The sequence below is a fragment of the uncultured Marinobacter sp. genome (assembly GCF_947259545.1).
In the GTDB taxonomy this organism is placed as follows: Bacteria; Pseudomonadota; Gammaproteobacteria; order Pseudomonadales; family Oleiphilaceae; genus Marinobacter.
In genome coordinates this window covers 468,527-485,611 of sequence record NZ_CAMYMK010000002.1, presented here as the reverse complement: position 1 = coordinate 485,611, position 17,085 = coordinate 468,527, and the positions used below count along the sequence as shown (strand labels likewise).

Sequence of the window (17,085 nt, the reverse complement as noted above, 5' to 3'; positions counted from 1 at the left end):
GCGAATCTCCGATTTGTACAACCCCAGTCCCCTGTAGAATGACAACTGTCAGGGATGACAAGCCAGCAGGGAAGTTGGCGCAGGGATGATAACTCCACGGATCCGGAGTTGCCCAGGGAGACGGGCTGACAGGGACGACCACCATGGATGAAGCGCACAGGACGTGTGCAGCCTGAAGGATCAGGCGGGGGTCAGCCACGGATTTGGGGCCACATGGAATGTGGTCCTGTTCCGTGCACTTTTGCATACCTACCCGTTTATTTCCACTTGCGGCAATCGCCCTCACAGCGAACTTCCAGCTGACTGCGTTCTGGCACCTAACCATAACGAAAGTTTTCAGACTCAGGAGTTCGAATCCATGAAACGCACCCCGATGATTGCCACACTGGTTCTGCTGTTCAGCCTGTTCACGGGCTTTGCCCACGCCGAGCCCGCTGCGATCAACATCAACACCGCCGACATCGAAACCCTGGCCAGCCTCAACGGCATCGGCCAAAGCAAGGCAGAAGCCATCGTCACTTACCGCGAAGCTAACGGCCCTTTCCAGGCACCGCAGGATCTGGCCAATGTGAAAGGCATTGGTGAGCGTACGATTGAGAAGAACGCTGACAGCCTCACCGTCAAGTAGAACACGCAATTACCAGCGGGAGAATCCCGCTGGTAAGCCGACCTATGAACATTAGGCTCTATGCACTGTCCGTGGATTCAATCGCTTTAGGACGGTATTTCAGGATAAACATGGATAGCACCCCGGCCACCATTCCCCAGAACGCTGCCCCCACACCGAACAGCGTGACACCGGATGCGGTAACAAGAAAGGTAATGAGCGCAGGTTCTCGGTCAGTTTCTTCGTTAAGCGCCGTGGCCAGACCATTCCCAATCGTACCAATCAGGGCAAGGCCGGCAATGGCCAGTATGAATTCATTGGGAAAAGCCGCGAAAAGGGCGCCGACCGTGGCACCGAAAAGTCCAACCACCGTGTAAAAAATACCTGCCGCTACACCTGCTACGTAACGCTTGGATGGATCTTCGTGTGCCTCTTTGCCCACGCATATGGCGGCGGTAATCGTCGCAAGATTGAGGGCGTAGCACCCAAAGGGCGCAAGTATCGTTGTAGTGGCGCCAGTCCATCCGACCAGAGGGGAAACCGGCGCGTTGTAACCCGAAGCCTTGAGTACGGTTAAACCAGGCACATTCTGTGAGGCCATGGTCACTGCGAACAGCGGTAGCGCAACCCCGATGGCTGCCTGCCATGAAAACGTCGGCGCCACGAATACGGGTGTCGCCAGCGCCAAGTCTACCCCTCTGAAATCTAACGTCCCTTGCATGCCAGCGATAGCAGCGCCCAACAATAAAGGTACCAAGACGGCATAACGTGGGATCATTCGCCGTGCAACGAGATAGGAACCCAGCATGGACAAGACCATGATGAACTCGGTGTTCAGGGACGCAAACGCATTCAACCCAAATTGCAACAGAATACCCGCCAACATACCGGCAGCAATGGACCTTGGAATGCGGTTCATTACGCGTTCGAACCAGCCGGAAAACCCACAGAGCGTGATGAGGACACCCGAAATAATAAAAGCTCCGATCGCCTCGCTCATGGATACGCCCGCTGCACTGGTAATCAGCATGGCGGCGCCAGACGTGGACCAGGCGGTGGCGATGGGCATCTTGTAGTAGAGCGACAAGCCAATACCGGTCGCCCCCATCCCAATGCCCAAAGCCAACATCCATGATCCAATTTGCTCAGGTGTAGCACCCAAGGCCTGTGCTCCCTGGAAGACGATGACAGCTGAGCTGGTGAAGCCCACGAGAACGGTTACGAAGCCGGCATTGATCGCCGATATTGAAAGGTCTTTTACGAAGCTCATGCAATTACCCCAGTTTGCCAGCATCCTGCTGACAGCGTCGTCCTAACCAAAAGGGGGCCAAGCCCCCCCCTTTACTAACCCGTTTTCCTACGTTCGGAGATTTGCCCTCCCCCAACACCCCAGTTATCGGTACTGACTTCATCAATCACCACAAAGGTCTTGGCCGGGTTTTTATTGAGGACGTCGAATAGAAGTTGCGTGGTCCCTTCAATGAGCTTGGCTTTCTGTTCTTTGGTGACACCGGTATCGGTCACGCGGATATTGACATATGGCATGGTTCAACCTCCTGCTGAAGAAAAGAATGGACTCCGGGTTAAACGGCTTGTTGCTGCGCTTCCTCAATCTGGACAGCGCGCGCAAAGGCGGGGTGGGCGTGGACCCTCTCAACCAGAGCTTTGACGTTTGGACCCAGTTGGATATCTACCGGGAAGAGTTCCCCCCAGTTGGCGTAGACCGCCAGCATCATATCGACAACGGTTGGGGTTTCTCCGCACATGAAGCGGTTCCTCTCCAGGTGTTGCTCCACTGTTGCCCATAGGTTGGAGATCATTGCGCCGGCTTTCTCATACGCTTCTTTCTGCGCGGCTTCATTGGTGATCGCTTGCGAAATGAAGAACAGGCGACCGTAGGCCGGATGCATTGTGGCGTTGGCAAACAGCAATTGTTGCAGGAATCGCGCTCGTGCCGGTTGCTGGGCAGGCAACATGGCGCTGTTGTGCTTCTCCAGCAGATACAAAATGATGGCCACGCCCTCGCGAAGTACCAGGTCGCCATCAACCAGAACCGGGACCTGGCCCATGGGATTGACGTGATCGAAATGGTCCGTCTGGTTACGGTCCACAAGTTCTACAGGCACATCCAGTTCATTTAACAGAGCATGAATGGCCCGTGAGCATGCACCGGGCATGTAGTAAAGCGTGTACATAAAAACCTCCTGTCAGATACTTGCTTTTGGTCTTCCGAACTTCGAAATCGAGTCTAGACAGGAGAGTTACCAATGTATATGTAGTTTATAATGTATACTGCATTTAGCGGTTACCTCCTGGTAACCAGTCATCCCTGGGTAAAATCATTACCTCAGTCAAGGAGATCTGTACGTGCTTCCACGCCGGAAAAATCGTGTTGAGGCACCTCCCGAGAGGTGCCCCCTCACCGAGTGCCTGTCCATTATCGGAGGTGCATGGACACCCAATATCATCTGGTATTTGAGCCAACGCCCGCGGCGATTTACCGAACTGAAAGCCGACATTCCCGGCATTTCGGCGAAGATGTTGACTGCCCGCCTGAAGCGATTGGAGGCGGATGGAGTCGTGGAACGACGTGTGGAGCCGACATCTCCACCTAGCGTGGAATATCGTCTCTCTGAGCTCGGCCAGGAATTGAAACCTGCCATAGAAGCGATTGTGAATGTGGGACATCGCTTAAAAGAGCTGAACGACACAACCGATACTGAAACCTGACCGACTGGCACACCCGCCAACGCACTGTTAACCTCTCGCCCTGCTGACAAGGGATTGAGGTAGAGAGCGTGGTGGTTACCCGATGATTCACGGTGCAATACTGATCGCCCTGGCGGCCCTGTTATGGGCGACGACCGGCATTGTGGCGAAATTCCTGTTCACCGGAACGGAGCTGCAGGCCATCACCCTGGGCTTCCTGCGCCTGGTGGTCGCATTACCCTTCTTCTACGTTCTGATGCGCCGTGAACAACGTGATCTGGCGGGCACTGCATCGGCCATTTCTCTCCGAGACCTGACCCTGAAGGCCCTGATCCCCCTGACGGCGCTGGGGTTATTCCAGGCGTTTTATCAGGGCAGTTACCTGCTGGCCGTTGATCTGACCGGCGCCGGCATTGCCACGCTGATTGCGCTCTGCCTACCGCCCGTGCTGGTGGCCATTATGGCGGCACCACTGCTGGGTGAGCGTCCTGGTCTGGTGACGGTGCTGGCGTTGATCGCGGCGATCATGGGGACCGGTATGCTGGTGATCAGCGATATGGACACCTCCGGCCAGCTTCGACTGGCGGGTATCCTGATGGCCCTGCTCGCTGCGGTGGTGTATACCGGGTTCACCCTGACCAGCCGTTACAATTCCGCTGGCACGCCGGTGTTCACCACGGCCTATATCTGTTTCCTGACCGCCGCGCTGATCCTGCTGCCCGTGGTGGCGCTAACCGGCGGTTTTAACGGGCTGACCACTCTGGAACCCAGGCACTGGCTGATGGTGGCCTACATCGGCGTGGTGCCAACCTGCATCGGCTATGTCTGTTTCTTTTCCGGCATGAAAACCACACCGGCGACCCTGTCCAGCATCATTGTGACCCTGGAGCCGCTGTTTGTGGCGCTGCTGGCGTGGGTGATTCTCGGGGAGGTACTCGGGGTGACCGGTATCGCGGGGGCGTTGATTCTCACGACTGCGGTCATTGTGGCGTCCAGGAGCAGCGCCGGGAAGGCTCCCGGCACTGCCGACACTGACTGATCAGCTGTCCTTGCGCTGTTTCTCCAGCATGTTCGGCTGCAGGATCTCGATCCAGTAGCCGTCCGGGTCCATGATAAACGCCAGGCCTTTCATCTTGCCGTCGTCCGGCTTTTTCACAAACTCCACACCGAGCTGGTCAAAACGATCGCAGGCGGCGTAGACGTCCGGCACTGCAACACCGATGTGACCGAAGCCCTGGGGCTCGTCGTTGCCGTTGTGGTAGCCAAAGCCTTCTTCGCCTTCTGTGCCCCAGTTATGGGTCAGCTCGAGCATGGCTTCACGGCCGAAGGTAAAGGTGGTTCTGTGCGCATCGTCCGTGGGCACGGTGTTGGCCTGGCGGTCGTCCAGGTAGGCCAGGAAATACAGGGTGAATTTCATTTCCGGGAAATCGAGTTTTCTGACGAGGCGCATGCCCATTACCCGGGTGTAGAAGTCCATGGAGCGCTCGGGGTCCTTGATGCGCAGCATGGTCTGGTTGAAGACATAGCCTTCGGTCTCGGGCACTGATGCTTCGTGCAGGCCTGGGGCTTGTTCGAAGTGCTTGGGCATGGGGTGCTCCCTTTTATGCGTTCAGGATTCAAATATTAACCAGGTCGCCCTTAAGGCGGTGACTGAACCCGATGATAAAGCGTTGAGCGCGGGCTTCCAATCAGGGATCCGCACTACCCCTCAGGATGACCGCCAGCGACGATTAGCGGACTGAGCTATCCTCAGTTGATAGTCGACGACGTTTTCAGCCTCCTGCATTCTGGACTCTTGCCATGAGAAGCGCCCGCCGGACCGAGAGGTCCCCCTCTGCAACCGATTTCAGTCACCTGCAAGGTGTTTGGCGATCCCTGGGCTATGGCAAGGTGCTGTTGATCGAGGAAGACCAATACACTTTTTTCGAGGAAACCTCGATCAGTTGCCTGCCGCTGTTTTCCGGGTCGCTCGATGAGTTAAGTGAGCGTTATGATACCCTGAGGGTATCCCCCGGCGGACAGGCCTTCAGCGCGCACCGGGCAACGGGGGTAACCCGGATCGGTTTTCGCCGCCTGACGACTCTGCCCGCAACTGTCGCCGATAGCCGCGGCCGGAAACCGCAGGATCCCGAGTACAATTTCGAGGTTTTCTGGCACACGTTTGCTGAGCAATACGCTCTGTTCGACCTCAAGGGCGTGGACTGGCACCAGGCGTATCGGGATTTTCGCCCCAGAATCAAACCGGACAGTCACCCGGAGGTACTTTACGGCACCGTGGTGGCCATGCTTCACCTGTTGCGGGACGGCCACGTCCACCTGCACTCGCCCTGGGGACAGTACAACTCCGGCCCCCTGCCGGCTATCTTCAAGCGCCTGGACGACGAACTGGAGGCGGCTGACACCACGGAGGATATCGACAGCTACCTGGGCGGGCTGCGAGCGTGGCTCCGCGAGGTGATTCACTACGACTATCTGGCTGGCCGCATCCACCATGGCGGCAATCACCTGGTTGAGTGGGGCTGCCTGAGCGACGACACCGGTTACCTCAACATCCAGGCTATGGCGGGCCAAAGCGGCAGGATCGGTTATCCGGCGGACGACCTGGCCGCCATCCACGCCCTGATGCAACAGGTGTTGGCAAACGTGGGCCACCTGCCCAATCTGGTGGTGGATGTACGGGGTAACGGTGGCGGCTACGACGGCGTGGCGCTCTGCTTCGCCTCCTACCTGATGGACCGGAAACGCCTGGCCTTCACCAAGTCCGCCCGGCAGGGCAACGGTTACACCGGCCGGCAGGCGATCCATGTCGCGCCCGCCACCGCCGGGACCTATCGCGGGAACCTGTTCGTGCTGACCAGCGAGCTCACTGCCAGCGCTGCTGAAATTTTCGTGCTTGCGTTGCTGCAACATCCCCGCGTGACGTTAATAGGCGAGCCCACCCATGGCATCCTTTCAGACACTCTGGAGCGCCACCTGCCCAACGGCTGGGAACTTACCCTGTCGAACGAGATCTACCGGGCCTCTGATGGCGAGATCTACGAAGATGCGGGCATCCCGCCCCACATTCGCCTGAGGTTCCTGGATCACCGTGGCCGGGAAGCCGGCCGGGACCCGATGTTGGACCATGTGCTGGGGCAGGATCGGAATGGAGCATAGCCGGCCGGAAGTTGTAAGGCTGTGATAAACTCGGCTTTTACATCCCGTTCAGAGAGCCCTTATGGATTTTCAGGTTCCCAATACCCTTGCCGAGCAAATAGCCAACTATCTCGCCGAACGCATCATGACTGGCCAGATCCGGCCCGGTGAACGGATTCATGAAGCCACCACCGCCACAGACCTGAAGGTCAGCCGTGCCTCAGTCAAGGAGGCGCTTTATACCCTTGAGCGCTGGCACCTGGTGGACATCACACCACGCAAGGGGGCGTCGGCGAGTCGTCTGGATGCCGAGCATGCGTCTGAGTTGTATGACGTCTACATGCACATGTTACTGATGCTGGCAGCCAAGGTGTGTGAGCGATGGCAGGAAGCGGATAAGCCCCGGATGCTGGATGTCGTCGGGAAGGTCATTGAGCAGATGAAACAGCCATCGGTCAATATTGCGGCGGTGGTGGAAGCCAGTTTCGAAGTTATGGAAGTCTGCTGTGAAGTGGCTCGGAATCCCTACCTCACTGAAGCCCTCTCCAATTTCAAGCCGGCGGTGAGCCGTGCCTACTACCTCAGCGCGGAACGCTACCGTCAGGGGCTGGCCCAAACCAGTGAGTTCTTTACCCAACTGCCACAGGCGGTTCTGGCACGGGATGCCGACAAGGCCCAGGCTCTGGTACATAAGTTTGCCGAGCATCAGAAAGCCCTGATCCAGCAGGCCCTGGCCTCCTAGGCCGCGCATCCAGCGGGCGCCCGATGACTGACGCAACCGATGTCAACTACTCAAAACGTTCGTCCTGGCGAAGGCTGACCGTCTTCAGCCTGGCGTTTATCGCACTGACGGCTATCGGCCTGTATGTTGTCTACGATGTGTTTGCCGAACGCAGCTTCAGCTTCGATGCGAACCTGTTGTCCCCTCAGATGCTGGCCGCTGTCGGCGGACTGTTGTTCATCTATTTTCTGTCCGACGGCTTGCGGCTGTACTTCACCCTGAAGGCACTTGGACATCAGATGCCCCTGGGGACAATGTTCCGCCTGGTGTTCCTCAACCTGTTTTTTTCCAATGTCACGCCCATGGCCACGGGAGGCGGCTTCGCACAGATCTGGTACCTGCATCATCACGGCGTACCCGTCGGGCGGGCCACCGCTGCCACCACCATCCGGACGGTTCTGGCGGTGTTTTTTATATTCTCCCTGACACCGGTTTGCCTGGTCACTCTCGATGCCTTGGATGGCAACACCATTGCCGGTGAGGTGGGGATGGCACTGGCCGTTTTCGTGTTGATCTACCTGGGTTTCTTCACCGTTCTGTTGCTTCGTACCCATTGGCTGATCCGGCCACTCAGCCGTTTTCTAAAAAGACTCCATCACTTCCATCTGCTCAGTGACGACCGGCACCGGCACTGGCAATTCAAGGCGCGACGGGAAATGCTGAGGTTCTCACGCAGTTTCCGCGACTACCTCGGCGGGCGCCCGCTGTTTATCTGCCTGTCGATTCTGTTCACCATGATCTTCCTCCTCAGCCTGTTCAGTTTCCCTGCCCTGCTTATCCACGGACTGGGCTACGATGTGGACTACCTGATTTCCCTGGGGTTGCTGGTGGTGACTACATTCATCATGTATTTCGCGCCAACCCCGGGTGCATCCGGCATCTCCGAGGGTGTCTTTGGCAGCTTCTTCCGGGATATCCTGTCGGGCAACCACCTGATTCTGGTGATCGTGAGCTGGCGCCTGCTGACTATTTACCTGGGCATGCTGATCGGTCTGGTGGTACTCCAGAGGGAACTTATCAAGAACCGCAGGAAATAAGGATGATTTTCCGAAACCCGTTGAAATGGCTGTTTTACCTGTGCCTGGCGATCGTGCTCCTGCTGGTTGGGTATAAGGCCTACCTGAACCTGTTTCTGGAAGACTTCGACGGCATACACACCCAGCAGGTGGAACGGATTCACCAGAAAATCCAGAAGGACACCCCTTTCAGCTTCGCCGTGGTTGGCAATATCAATAACTCCGTGGGGATTTTCGAGGACCGGATCATCCCGGAACTCAACCGCTCCGGCATCGATTTCATGGTGTCGGCGGGCAATGCTGTCAGCGGTGGCGGTGAGGACAAGTACCGCGCCCTGTACGGGTCGCTCAGCCACCTTAAGATTCCCTACCTGCTCACCTTTGGCGCTCATGAGTATGAGGAGTTTGGCAGTTTCCGGTTCTATGACCACTTCGGGCCGCACTTTTACAGCATCCTGGCGGGCAACAGCCGGCTGATTTTTCTGGACAGCACCGGCAAAACCTCCTGGCAATGGCAAATGCGCTGGCTGGACGATCTGTTAAGCCAGGATACGTCAGCCGCCCGGATTCTGTTTATCGGCCACCCACCGGTAGAGCCGGAAGTCGATGCGCCGTTCGACGAGCGGGACGACTACCTGGCCCCGGAAGCATTTCGGGAAGCACTGCTGCGTACCGTAGAACAACACAACATTGACCTTGTGTTCTCCGCCAACGTTTCCCTGTATTCGGACCGTCAGGTGGGGGATACCCGCTTTATCACCACCGGTGGCGCCGGTGGACTGGTTCTGAATAACGACTCCAGCTTCTACCATTTCGTGCGGGTGGATGTCAGCCCGAATGGCGACATCAGCCACTCCCTCCAGCGCATGAAGGTTGGCCAGCACCCCATTCTCGAGCGCCTGGAAGGTCTCTGGTTCTTTATCTACTCCCTGCTGTACACCGGCTATATCAACTTCACCCTTATCGTCACGCTTTTTGCGGCCATTACCATCAAGCTCTATGCGGCCATCTTTGTCAGCAAGGATTACTACCCGGATTACGATCTGGACCCGACGCCCTGGCAGGAGAAATCGCTGAAAGTGGTGATGTTTACCAACAACTACCTGCCATTTATTGGTGGCGTTCCGCTCTCGATCGAGCGGCTTCGGCGGGGCCTTGAGCGCCTGGGTGACAAGTTGCTGGTGGTCGCGCCCAGATACAAGGATCAGCCCGAGGGGGAAGAACAGGTACTGCGGGTGCCCTCATTGCTCGCCATGGGGCAGAAAGGGGAATTCCGGCTGGCGAATATTTTCCTGGCCCGCATCCGCAAGGGGGTGCGATCTTTCCGTCCGGACATTATTCACCTGCACCACCCTATCTGGCTGGGATCCCTGGGCCTCTTCATGGCGCGACGGCTAAAGGTGCCTGCCATCTATACTTACCATACGAGGCTGGAACATTACGCCCACTTCGTGCCCTTACCCGGTATGCTGTTCCGCAACCTGATTTCCCATGCACTGATCAAGCATTTTGCCAACAAGTGCGATGGCGTCATCGTGCCGACCTACTCCACGGAAGAGTACCTGCGGATGATCGGGGTAAAGACTCCGACGTTTGTTCAACCAACCGGCATCGAATATCACCAGTTCCAGCAAGTGAGCCAGGACGACATAGACGAGCTACGCCAATCGCTGAATCTGAAAGAAGAGAAAGTCTTTATCAGCGTGTCCAGGCTGTCCAACGAGAAAAACATCGACTTCATGATCGAGGCGATTAACACATTGCGGCAGCAAACGAACGTGCCTTTCCGTTTCCTGATGATCGGGGAGGGTCATCAACGGGACCGTCTGCAGACCAAGATCCGGGATCTCGACCTGGAACAACACGTTACGCTGGTGGGCTCCGTACCACCGGAGGACATGGCAATCTGGTACCGGCTCGGCGATGCATTTCTGTTTGCCTCCAAATCCGAGACCCAGGGCATGGTGATCCTGGAAGCCATGGCGGCCGGTCTGCCGGTTGTAGCCGTGCGTTCCAGCGGCATTGAAGATGTTGTCCGTGAAGGGTTCAACGGCTTCAAAACCCCGGAGAGGCAGGACCAGTGGTGCGCACAGGCGAAGCGCCTGCTTGAGGACGATGAGCTGAGACAGACACTGGCGGAACAGGCACTCGCTTTTGCCAGGGACTTTTCTGTGGAGCAGTTTGCCCGGGATGTTCACGACATCTACGCGACCACCCTGGCGCTGACCGCCAAGAAACGGCGCCGTTCACCCACTACCTCCGGTAGTGAGTAGAAATACGTTTCCACAGAGCCCTCTGATCGATTTACACTGCAATCACGTATTTCCTTTGACGATTCACCATCGGAGGCCTCACGTGAGCGGAATACCAGTTGGAATCAGCACCTGTCTGCTGGGCAAGGAGGTTCGCCACGACGGCGGCCACAAGCATTCCCGTTATTGCACTCAGGTGCTCTCGAAGCATTTTGAGTTCCGTTCGATCTGTCCCGAACTGGAGGCCGGTCTGGGCGTGCCACGCCCGGCCATTCACCTGCGGGATTACCCGGAAGGACTGCGCCTGATTGAAACCAAAGGGACGGCTGACCACACCGAAGCCATGCAGTCCTTCATTGACGAGGTGATACCCTCACTGGCCAACCTTCGTGGCTACATCCTGATGGCAAAGTCCCCCAGCTGCGGCATGGAGCGTATCAAGATCCATAACGAGGAAGGCCGGGTGGTGCATCGTGATGGTCGCGGCATGTTTGCGGAGGCGCTGATCAAGGCCTTTCCGTTGATGCCCGTTGAGGAAGAAGGCCGGCTGAACGATGACATGCTGCGGGAAAACTTCATTGAGCGGGTATTCGCCTACGACGACTGGATGCAGAACGTGGCAGGCGACAAGCTCTCACCCCAGGCGCTGATCGAGTTCCATACCCGCCACAAGTTCCAGTTGCTGGCGCATTCGGAACGCATCTATCGCCAGCTTGGTCCAATGCTGGGCGACCTGAAGTCCGAACCATTGCCGGAACTGGCCGATCGCTATATACACAGCTTCATGGAAGCCATGAGCCAGAAAGTCAGTCGTGGCTCCCATGTCAATGCCATGCAACACCTGATGGGTTACCTGCGGGATTCCATGGCGGACGAGGATCGAAAGGTGCTGATGGAGCAGATCGAGGCCTACCACCGTGGCGAGATTCCACTGGTGGTTCCCATGACCCTGCTGCGCATGGCACAACGGCGGGAACCGGTGGATTACCTGCTCACCCAGCAATATCTCACGCCTTACCCTGACGAGCTGGGGTTACGCAACAAGGTATAGCCACCAACAAAAAACGGGCCTCTCGGGGCCCGTTTTTTAATGGCGCGGTCTTCAGAAACCGTAGAGCAGTGACAGGGACGTTTCGGTGTCGGTCTTGTCAGAATCGGCCGGGACATCGGACGAGTGCTTGACCCGATACGCCACTTTCAGTGACAGATTGCCCACGACACTGGCCTGCAGCGACGTTTCCGATTCGGTGATGACATTGTTTTCGTCCAGACCGATTTCCGAGCTCAGCGTCTGACGGAACAGGGATGTCTCGGACAGGGCAAAATCAAACTGCGCTGCCAGGCGAGCAATCGCCCCTTCTTCCTCGCGGTTTCCGTTCTCGTCAGGCTCTTCCAGCTTGTTGAAACGATAACCAAGACCGGCCGACAGGTCGAGAAACGAACCCTCGCCCCAGCGCAGGAAGCGATTACCGTAACCGGTGGTGGCGGATGACTGGAAGTCGTAGCCCGAGAACCGGTCGTTCTCATAACCTCCCCGCAGGAACCAGTACTGGTATTCGTCAAACTTGTAGTTGGTTTCCAGTTCGGCCCGGTAGCGCTCGGCCGTGGTCTGGTCCTCCGCCTCGGAATAGGTTGAACGGAAGTCGCCGATGTTACGCCAGTCGGTTACCTCTTGTACCAGGCCCAGACGGCCATTGACGTTGGTTTCCTCGGTGTTACCCGTGGTCTTGAGCACCCCCAGTTCCGCCTCACCTGACCAGTCTTTCGACTCCGCCACTCCCAGTGGCGCCATCAGAATCGCGGTAATCGCCGTTGCCTGCTTCAATCCCATGAAATCTCCTTGTTACGCTTACGCGGACTTTCCGGCCTGCTCCCCCGCGAGGCTATTGCGGGCCTGACGCTCGCGCTCCGCTTTCTTGCGAGCCTTGCGCTCGGCGATGATACGGGCCGCCTCGCCGCCCACGTGGGCTTCTCCACGTTCTTCCGCCAGGCGCATCTGCCGCTCACGCTCTGCAAACCGTGCTTTCTGTTCTTCCGTCAGCGACTCAATGCACTGATGGCAACTCACACCCTGCTCATACTCGGGGCGCTGCTTGTCCTCTTCGGTGATCGGACGCCGGCAGGCGTGGCACTGGTCGTATTCACCGCGCTCAAGCTTGTGATTGACGGTGACACGATCATCGAAGACAAAACACTCACCCTGCCAGAGACTTTGCTCCTCCGGGACCTCTTCGAGGTACTTCAGGATGCCACCCTGCAGGTGGTACACCTCTTCAAAGCCCTGCTCTTTCAAAAACGCTGTGGACTTCTCGCAACGGATACCACCGGTGCAGAACATGGCGACCTTCTTGTGCCTGGAAGGGTCCAGATTGCGCTGCACATACTCGGGAAATTCACGGAAAGTGTCAGTGGCCGGATTGACGGCATTTTTGAACGTTCCGATCTCCACCTCGTACTGGTTGCGGGTGTCCACCAGAACTACGTCCGGATCGGAAATCAGATCATTCCAGTCTTTCGGCTGCACGTAGGTGCCGACGATGCGCTTTGGATCGATGCCGTCGACCCCCATGGTGACGATCTCTTTCTTGAGCTTCACCTTGGTTCGCTTGAACGGCTGGATATCCACGAAGGATTCCTTGTAATCAATGCCGTCAAAACGCTCATCGGAACCAAGCCATCCCTTGATGGCATCAATCCCCTCGCGGCTGCCGGCAATGGTGCCATTGATGCCTTCCCGGGCCAGCAACAGGGTGCCGTGCACGTCTTTCTCCAGCATCAGGTCCAGCAAAGGCTGGCGAAGGGCCTTGTAATCATTCAACACTGCGAACTTGTATAGCGCGCAGACGACAACGTCTTTGCTCATGGTTTTCTCCTGCGGGCCGGACCGTAAATCCGGAGCATGTATTTGCGTCAGCCTCCCGCAAAACCAGGATTGCGGGAGGGCGCAGATTTTAACCAACTGAGCGGTCTGATCAAGTTAATCCTGGTTACTGTCCGCCAGTTCACGCTCCACCACGGCAGACAGTTGCCCCCAGCCCGGCCGGGTCAGGCGGATGTTGTCGACCAGTACCGTCGGCGTGCTGGTCACCTTCAGTTGCATGGCCACTTCCCGGCTCTGCTCAATAGCTTCCCGGTGCAGTTCGGTTTCCATGCAGCGGCGGAAGCGGCGTTCTTCCAGCCCCAGTTCGTTGGCGTAGCGGGTAAAGGTCGCTACCGGATCACCCGAATCACTCCACTCACTCTGCTTGTCAAACAAGTGATCGTGCATCGGCCAGTAAGCGCTCTGGTCACCGGCACACCGCGCCGCCTGGGCCGCCGGCATGGCGTTCTGGTGTTGCTGCAGGGGCAGATCGAAGTAGACAAACCGCACCTGCCCTGACTCCACATACTTTTCTTTCAGCTGCTGGCTGGCATCGGAAAACCGACCGCAGGCCGGGCACTGGTAATCAGCAAATTCGCGAACCACCACCGGGGCTTCAGCATCGCCCACGGAAACGCCGTAACGATCCAGCTCCGAGGGGAAGGCATCCGCGTTCGGCGCAGCCACCGGCAACTCGCTGGACGTCGGATCCGGTGTGGCGGTGAGGAAGAACAGGCCGATAACGGCGAGCACAACAACCAGGATCGAACCACCGACAATCAGTGGTTTGCGGTTATTGCCTTTCCTGGGTGGAGGGGCACCGGTTTCCTTGCGTCGTTTGGCTTCACCCATAAGAACTCCTTTTTATTCGTTGATGTGTTATTGATTGTCAAAGTCTGTGTTCAGGGATTGGTGAGCACGCTAAGATCCTTTATATCCTACAAAAGTTCCAACAAAAATTAAGGAATACTCATGGCATTGCCCGAATCTTTCAGGAATACATTATCCCTGCCCCTGATTGCCGCACCCATGTTTCTGATCTCCGGTCCGGAACTGGCGCTGGCCTGTTGCAAGCAGGGCATTGTCGGAAGCTTTCCTGCACTGAACCAGCGCACCAGTGAGGGATGCGAGGAATGGCTGATCCAGATGAACCGGGAACTGTCTACGTACAGGGAACAGAACCCGGATCAGCAGGTCGCGCCATACGCGGTAAACCTGATCGTTCACAAAACCAATCCCCGCTGGCAGGCCGACCTGGAGCTGTGCGTCAAACATCAGGTGCCCATCGTCATCACCTCGCTGGGGGCGGCGAGCCAGGTGGTGGAGGCAGTGCACAGTTACGGTGGTCTGGTATTTCATGATGTGACGAACCAGAAGCATGCGCGCAAGGCGGCCGAAGCCGGCGTGGACGGTATTATCGCCGTCGCGGCTGGAGCCGGTGGTCATGCGGGCACCATCAACCCGTTTGTGCTGGTGCACGAAATCCGCGAGGTATTCGATGGCGCCATTATCCTGGCCGGGGGACTGTCTCACGGTGAGGATCTCCTGGCGGCACAGGCCATGGGTGCCGACCTGGCGTACATGGGCACCCGCTTTATCAATACAACCGAGTCCCAGGCGGAAGACGCCTACCGCAACATGATCATCGAAGCAGTTTCGGCGGATATTATTCACACTCCGGCGGTATCCGGCATTCCGGCGAGTTTCATGCGCCAGAGCCTGGAAGCGGCGGGGTTCCCGATGGATAAACTGCACCAGGCCGGCGATATCAACTATGGAGAAAAGCTCAAACCCATCGATGACGAAGCAAAGGCGTGGAAAACCGTCTGGTCAGCGGGCCAGGGCGTGAGCCAGATTCACGATGTGCTGTCGGTGGAGGCCCTGGTAGCCCGTTTAAGAGACGAGTTTCTCTCAGCCAAATCGGCCCTGTGCGGTTAAACCCGGACAATACCGGTGAACTTTTGGGCCTGAGAAGCGTAAGCTTTCAGAACATTGAGAGAAACAGGCCGATACCATGCTGGGATTTCTGAAAGGCGATCCGAAGAAAAAGCTGCAAAAAGCTTACGAAGACAAGCTCGCCAAAGCGCTCCATGCTCAGCGCAATGGCGACTTGCGCACCCATGGCACGCTCATGGAAGAAGCAGAGAAGATTTACGCGGAAATACAGGCTCTGGAAAAGCGGGAGCAATGAAGGGGGGCGCTACCACTCCCCCATCAGTTGCCGGAGCTGCTGGTTGAGGCGATTCACCTCACGGCGCATATCCTGAACTTCATCAAGCAGCTCCAGAGACATCGCCAATCCGGGCAGATTCATCTTGAGGTCACGCTGCAGCCGCAGCGCCTTTCGCAACCTTGCCAGTGCTGCCAGATCAAACTGCCAATAGCGTTCCTCCGGGATGTCTTCAACCGGCGAAATGACACCGTAGCTGACCAGTTTGATAACAAATTCGGCGTGGCACTCACCGCGCTCGCAAATTTCGGTCAGCGTCAGTGTCATTTGAGGCTCGACCACCTCTACGGTCTGAATCGGATCTTTGCTGGTCATGCCCTGCTCCCCCGCTTACACCTGAAGTTTGCTGCGCGGATTAAAGTGTTTCTCCGCCTCGGCCAGCTGCTGATAGAGCTTTTCGGCCGCGTCAGTGTGCTGCTCCGGCATCACGATCTGCAGCACCACGATCTGGTCACCCGGATGCTTGCCCGGCAATCCCTTACCCTTGAGCCGTAGCTTGCGCCCGCTGGAGGAACCCTTGGGCACTTTCACGTTCACTTTGGAGCCCACCGTTGGCACCGTAACGGATGCACCTAACGCGGCTTCCCAGGGAGCAACGGGAACCGTCACCACCACGTCGCGACCTTCAACACTGAACAGAGGGTGCGGCGCCAGTTCCACCTCGATCAGCAGATCACCAGGTTCGCCTCCACCCATGCCGGGCGAGCCCTGACCTTTCAGACGCAGATGCTGCCCTTCCCGCATACCGGCGGGAATCTTGACCTTCAGGTTCTTCTGGCGGGCGACAATCCGGCCATGATCGTCGGCTTCATGGACCGTAAACGACACCTGTTTCTCGCAGCCGTGAAAAATCTCTTCCAGAAACAGCGGGAGCCTGGCGTGCACATCCTCGCCACGCATGCGGGCACTCTGGCGGAATCCACCGCCGCCAAATCCCTGGCTGGAAAAACCGCCACGGCCGCCACCGAAGATCTCCTCGAAAAAGTCACTGAACTGCCGCGCATCGGCCTCCGTGTAGCCGCCACGCCCGAATCCGGATGCGCTCTGCCATCCGGGCGGCGGCTCAAACGAACCATCCGGGCGGGCACCGTATTTGCGCAGCTCATCGTACTCCGCCCGTTTCTCCGGATCTTTCAGGACTTCATAGGCCTCGCCCACGTCCTTGAACTTGGCGTCGGCGTCCTCTTCCTTGCTGACGTCCGGGTGATACTTCCGCGCCAGCTTGCGGTAGGCCTTTTTGATCTCCTCGGGGGAGGCAGACTCGCTCACACCGAGGACGGCGTAATAGTCTTTGAAGTCCATGGATCTCCTCACAGCTGACCAAAGATGGATCTCTAAGTACTTATAGTTGACGCTGACGGCGAAAATACAAGGATCAGGTGCTGGCAGATGCACGCCTGGGTCTGGAGGCAGCAACCGCACTAAGAAACGGTCATTATCATTCCCCCTGAATAGCCATTAGTATAGGCACCCGCCGACTATCGGCAATGTACGC

Annotated in this window: 19 protein-coding genes; 10 read left to right on the top strand and 9 right to left on the bottom strand. The window is 57.4% G+C overall.

All coding sequences use genetic code 11. The features are described 5' to 3' along the window. Positions 1 to 358 precede the first annotated feature (358 nt). Positions 359 to 628, top strand: coding sequence for a ComEA family DNA-binding protein (locus Q0Y21_RS02385; protein WP_297791172.1), 270 nt, complete (start codon positions 359 to 361; stop codon positions 626 to 628). A gap of 58 nt (positions 629 to 686) precedes the next feature. Here the strand turns inward: Q0Y21_RS02385 and Q0Y21_RS02380 are convergent, their stop codons facing one another. From Q0Y21_RS02380 to Q0Y21_RS02370, 3 genes are all read right to left on the bottom strand, one after another. Then, a complete protein-coding gene (locus Q0Y21_RS02380; protein ID WP_297791170.1) occupies positions 687 to 1,877 on the bottom strand; it encodes a benzoate/H(+) symporter BenE family transporter in 1,191 nt (396 codons plus the stop codon). A gap of 74 nt (positions 1,878 to 1,951) precedes the next feature. Continuing rightward, positions 1,952 to 2,152, bottom strand: coding sequence for a 4-oxalocrotonate tautomerase family protein (locus Q0Y21_RS02375; RefSeq protein ID WP_297791168.1), 201 nt, complete (start codon positions 2,150 to 2,152; stop codon positions 1,952 to 1,954). Positions 2,153 to 2,190: 38 nt separating this feature from the next. Continuing rightward, positions 2,191 to 2,802, bottom strand: coding sequence for a glutathione S-transferase family protein (locus Q0Y21_RS02370; protein ID WP_297791166.1), 612 nt, complete (start codon positions 2,800 to 2,802; stop codon positions 2,191 to 2,193). A 172-nt stretch (positions 2,803 to 2,974) separates the two neighbouring features. On the opposite strand from Q0Y21_RS02370, the gene Q0Y21_RS02365 reads away from it, so the two are divergent. After that, positions 2,975 to 3,337, top strand: coding sequence for a helix-turn-helix domain-containing protein (locus Q0Y21_RS02365; protein WP_297791164.1), 363 nt, complete (start codon positions 2,975 to 2,977; stop codon positions 3,335 to 3,337). 82 nt (positions 3,338 to 3,419) lie between these two features. Then, positions 3,420 to 4,355 carry an EamA family transporter gene (locus Q0Y21_RS02360; RefSeq protein WP_297791162.1) on the top strand — a complete coding sequence of 312 codons (936 nt, stop codon included), beginning with the start codon at positions 3,420 to 3,422 and terminating at the stop codon, positions 4,353 to 4,355. Here Q0Y21_RS02360 and gloA read toward each other — a convergent pair whose 3' ends face one another. Beyond that, a complete protein-coding gene (gloA, locus tag Q0Y21_RS02355) occupies positions 4,356 to 4,904 on the bottom strand; it encodes a lactoylglutathione lyase (protein ID WP_297791161.1) in 549 nt (182 codons plus the stop codon). Positions 4,905 to 5,116: 212 nt separating this feature from the next. Between gloA and Q0Y21_RS02350 the strand changes: the two genes are divergently transcribed. The 5 genes from Q0Y21_RS02350 to Q0Y21_RS02330 all read left to right on the top strand — a co-directional run bounded on the left by Q0Y21_RS02350 (position 5,117) and on the right by Q0Y21_RS02330 (position 11,551). Next, positions 5,117 to 6,472, top strand: coding sequence for a S41 family peptidase (locus Q0Y21_RS02350; RefSeq protein ID WP_297791159.1), 1,356 nt, complete (start codon positions 5,117 to 5,119; stop codon positions 6,470 to 6,472). 61 nt (positions 6,473 to 6,533) lie between these two features. After that, on the top strand, positions 6,534 to 7,193 hold the full coding sequence (locus Q0Y21_RS02345; protein ID WP_297791158.1) for a GntR family transcriptional regulator: 660 nt from the start codon (positions 6,534 to 6,536) through the stop codon (positions 7,191 to 7,193). A gap of 23 nt (positions 7,194 to 7,216) precedes the next feature. Continuing rightward, a complete protein-coding gene (locus tag Q0Y21_RS02340) occupies positions 7,217 to 8,269 on the top strand; it encodes a lysylphosphatidylglycerol synthase transmembrane domain-containing protein (protein WP_297791157.1) in 1,053 nt (350 codons plus the stop codon). Between the two features lie 2 nt (positions 8,270 to 8,271). After that, positions 8,272 to 10,521, top strand: a complete 2,250-nt coding sequence (locus Q0Y21_RS02335) for a glycosyltransferase (RefSeq protein ID WP_297791155.1) — start codon at positions 8,272 to 8,274, stop codon at positions 10,519 to 10,521. 82 nt (positions 10,522 to 10,603) lie between these two features. Next, entirely contained in the window at positions 10,604 to 11,551 is a 948-nt protein-coding gene (locus tag Q0Y21_RS02330; protein ID WP_297791153.1) for a DUF523 and DUF1722 domain-containing protein, read from the top strand. 51 nt (positions 11,552 to 11,602) lie between these two features. Here Q0Y21_RS02330 and Q0Y21_RS02325 read toward each other — a convergent pair whose 3' ends face one another. The 3 genes from Q0Y21_RS02325 to Q0Y21_RS02315 all read right to left on the bottom strand — a co-directional run bounded on the left by Q0Y21_RS02325 (position 11,603) and on the right by Q0Y21_RS02315 (position 14,212). Continuing rightward, positions 11,603 to 12,331, bottom strand: coding sequence for a DUF481 domain-containing protein (locus tag Q0Y21_RS02325; protein ID WP_297791151.1), 729 nt, complete (start codon positions 12,329 to 12,331; stop codon positions 11,603 to 11,605). 18 nt (positions 12,332 to 12,349) lie between these two features. Beyond that, positions 12,350 to 13,363, bottom strand: coding sequence for a rhodanese-related sulfurtransferase (locus Q0Y21_RS02320; RefSeq protein ID WP_297791149.1), 1,014 nt, complete (start codon positions 13,361 to 13,363; stop codon positions 12,350 to 12,352). A 114-nt stretch (positions 13,364 to 13,477) separates the two neighbouring features. Then, on the bottom strand, positions 13,478 to 14,212 hold the full coding sequence (locus tag Q0Y21_RS02315) for a thioredoxin domain-containing protein (protein ID WP_297791147.1): 735 nt from the start codon (positions 14,210 to 14,212) through the stop codon (positions 13,478 to 13,480). Positions 14,213 to 14,332: 120 nt separating this feature from the next. On the opposite strand from Q0Y21_RS02315, the gene Q0Y21_RS02310 reads away from it, so the two are divergent. Beyond that, entirely contained in the window at positions 14,333 to 15,298 is a 966-nt protein-coding gene (locus Q0Y21_RS02310; RefSeq protein ID WP_297791145.1) for a nitronate monooxygenase family protein, read from the top strand. A 76-nt stretch (positions 15,299 to 15,374) separates the two neighbouring features. Beyond that, on the top strand, positions 15,375 to 15,551 hold the full coding sequence (locus Q0Y21_RS02305; RefSeq protein WP_297791143.1) for a DUF6435 family protein: 177 nt from the start codon (positions 15,375 to 15,377) through the stop codon (positions 15,549 to 15,551). 9 nt (positions 15,552 to 15,560) lie between these two features. Here Q0Y21_RS02305 and Q0Y21_RS02300 read toward each other — a convergent pair whose 3' ends face one another. Beyond that, complete coding sequence (locus Q0Y21_RS02300) at positions 15,561 to 15,905, bottom strand: chaperone modulator CbpM (protein WP_297791141.1); 345 nt, start codon at positions 15,903 to 15,905, stop codon at positions 15,561 to 15,563. Between the two features lie 15 nt (positions 15,906 to 15,920). After that, entirely contained in the window at positions 15,921 to 16,892 is a 972-nt protein-coding gene (locus tag Q0Y21_RS02295) for a DnaJ C-terminal domain-containing protein (RefSeq protein WP_297791140.1), read from the bottom strand. Positions 16,893 to 17,085: the final 193 nt, after the last annotated feature.

Bases quoted from the DNA above. Each gene is read 5' to 3' on its own strand.
- Q0Y21_RS02295 (WP_297791140.1), bottom strand. From the start codon at position 16,892: ATGGACTTCAAAGACTATTACGCCGTCCTCGGTGTGAGCGAGTCTGCC.
- gloA (WP_297791161.1), bottom strand. From the start codon at position 4,904: ATGCCCAAGCACTTCGAACAAGCCCCAGGCCTGCACGAAGCATCAGTG.
- Q0Y21_RS02315 (WP_297791147.1), bottom strand. From the start codon at position 14,212: ATGGGTGAAGCCAAACGACGCAAGGAAACCGGTGCCCCTCCACCCAGG.
- Q0Y21_RS02350 (WP_297791159.1), top strand. From the start codon at position 5,117: ATGAGAAGCGCCCGCCGGACCGAGAGGTCCCCCTCTGCAACCGATTTC.
- Q0Y21_RS02360 (WP_297791162.1), top strand. From the start codon at position 3,420: ATGATTCACGGTGCAATACTGATCGCCCTGGCGGCCCTGTTATGGGCG.
- Q0Y21_RS02375 (WP_297791168.1), bottom strand. From the start codon at position 2,152: ATGCCATATGTCAATATCCGCGTGACCGATACCGGTGTCACCAAAGAA.
- Q0Y21_RS02340 (WP_297791157.1), top strand. From the start codon at position 7,217: ATGACTGACGCAACCGATGTCAACTACTCAAAACGTTCGTCCTGGCGA.
- Q0Y21_RS02310 (WP_297791145.1), top strand. From the start codon at position 14,333: ATGGCATTGCCCGAATCTTTCAGGAATACATTATCCCTGCCCCTGATT.
- Q0Y21_RS02345 (WP_297791158.1), top strand. From the start codon at position 6,534: ATGGATTTTCAGGTTCCCAATACCCTTGCCGAGCAAATAGCCAACTAT.
- Q0Y21_RS02320 (WP_297791149.1), bottom strand. From the start codon at position 13,363: ATGAGCAAAGACGTTGTCGTCTGCGCGCTATACAAGTTCGCAGTGTTG.
- Q0Y21_RS02380 (WP_297791170.1), bottom strand. From the start codon at position 1,877: ATGAGCTTCGTAAAAGACCTTTCAATATCGGCGATCAATGCCGGCTTC.
- Q0Y21_RS02325 (WP_297791151.1), bottom strand. From the start codon at position 12,331: ATGGGATTGAAGCAGGCAACGGCGATTACCGCGATTCTGATGGCGCCA.
- Q0Y21_RS02335 (WP_297791155.1), top strand. From the start codon at position 8,272: ATGATTTTCCGAAACCCGTTGAAATGGCTGTTTTACCTGTGCCTGGCG.
- Q0Y21_RS02370 (WP_297791166.1), bottom strand. From the start codon at position 2,802: ATGTACACGCTTTACTACATGCCCGGTGCATGCTCACGGGCCATTCAT.
- Q0Y21_RS02300 (WP_297791141.1), bottom strand. From the start codon at position 15,905: ATGACCAGCAAAGATCCGATTCAGACCGTAGAGGTGGTCGAGCCTCAA.
- Q0Y21_RS02385 (WP_297791172.1), top strand. From the start codon at position 359: ATGAAACGCACCCCGATGATTGCCACACTGGTTCTGCTGTTCAGCCTG.
- Q0Y21_RS02305 (WP_297791143.1), top strand. From the start codon at position 15,375: ATGCTGGGATTTCTGAAAGGCGATCCGAAGAAAAAGCTGCAAAAAGCT.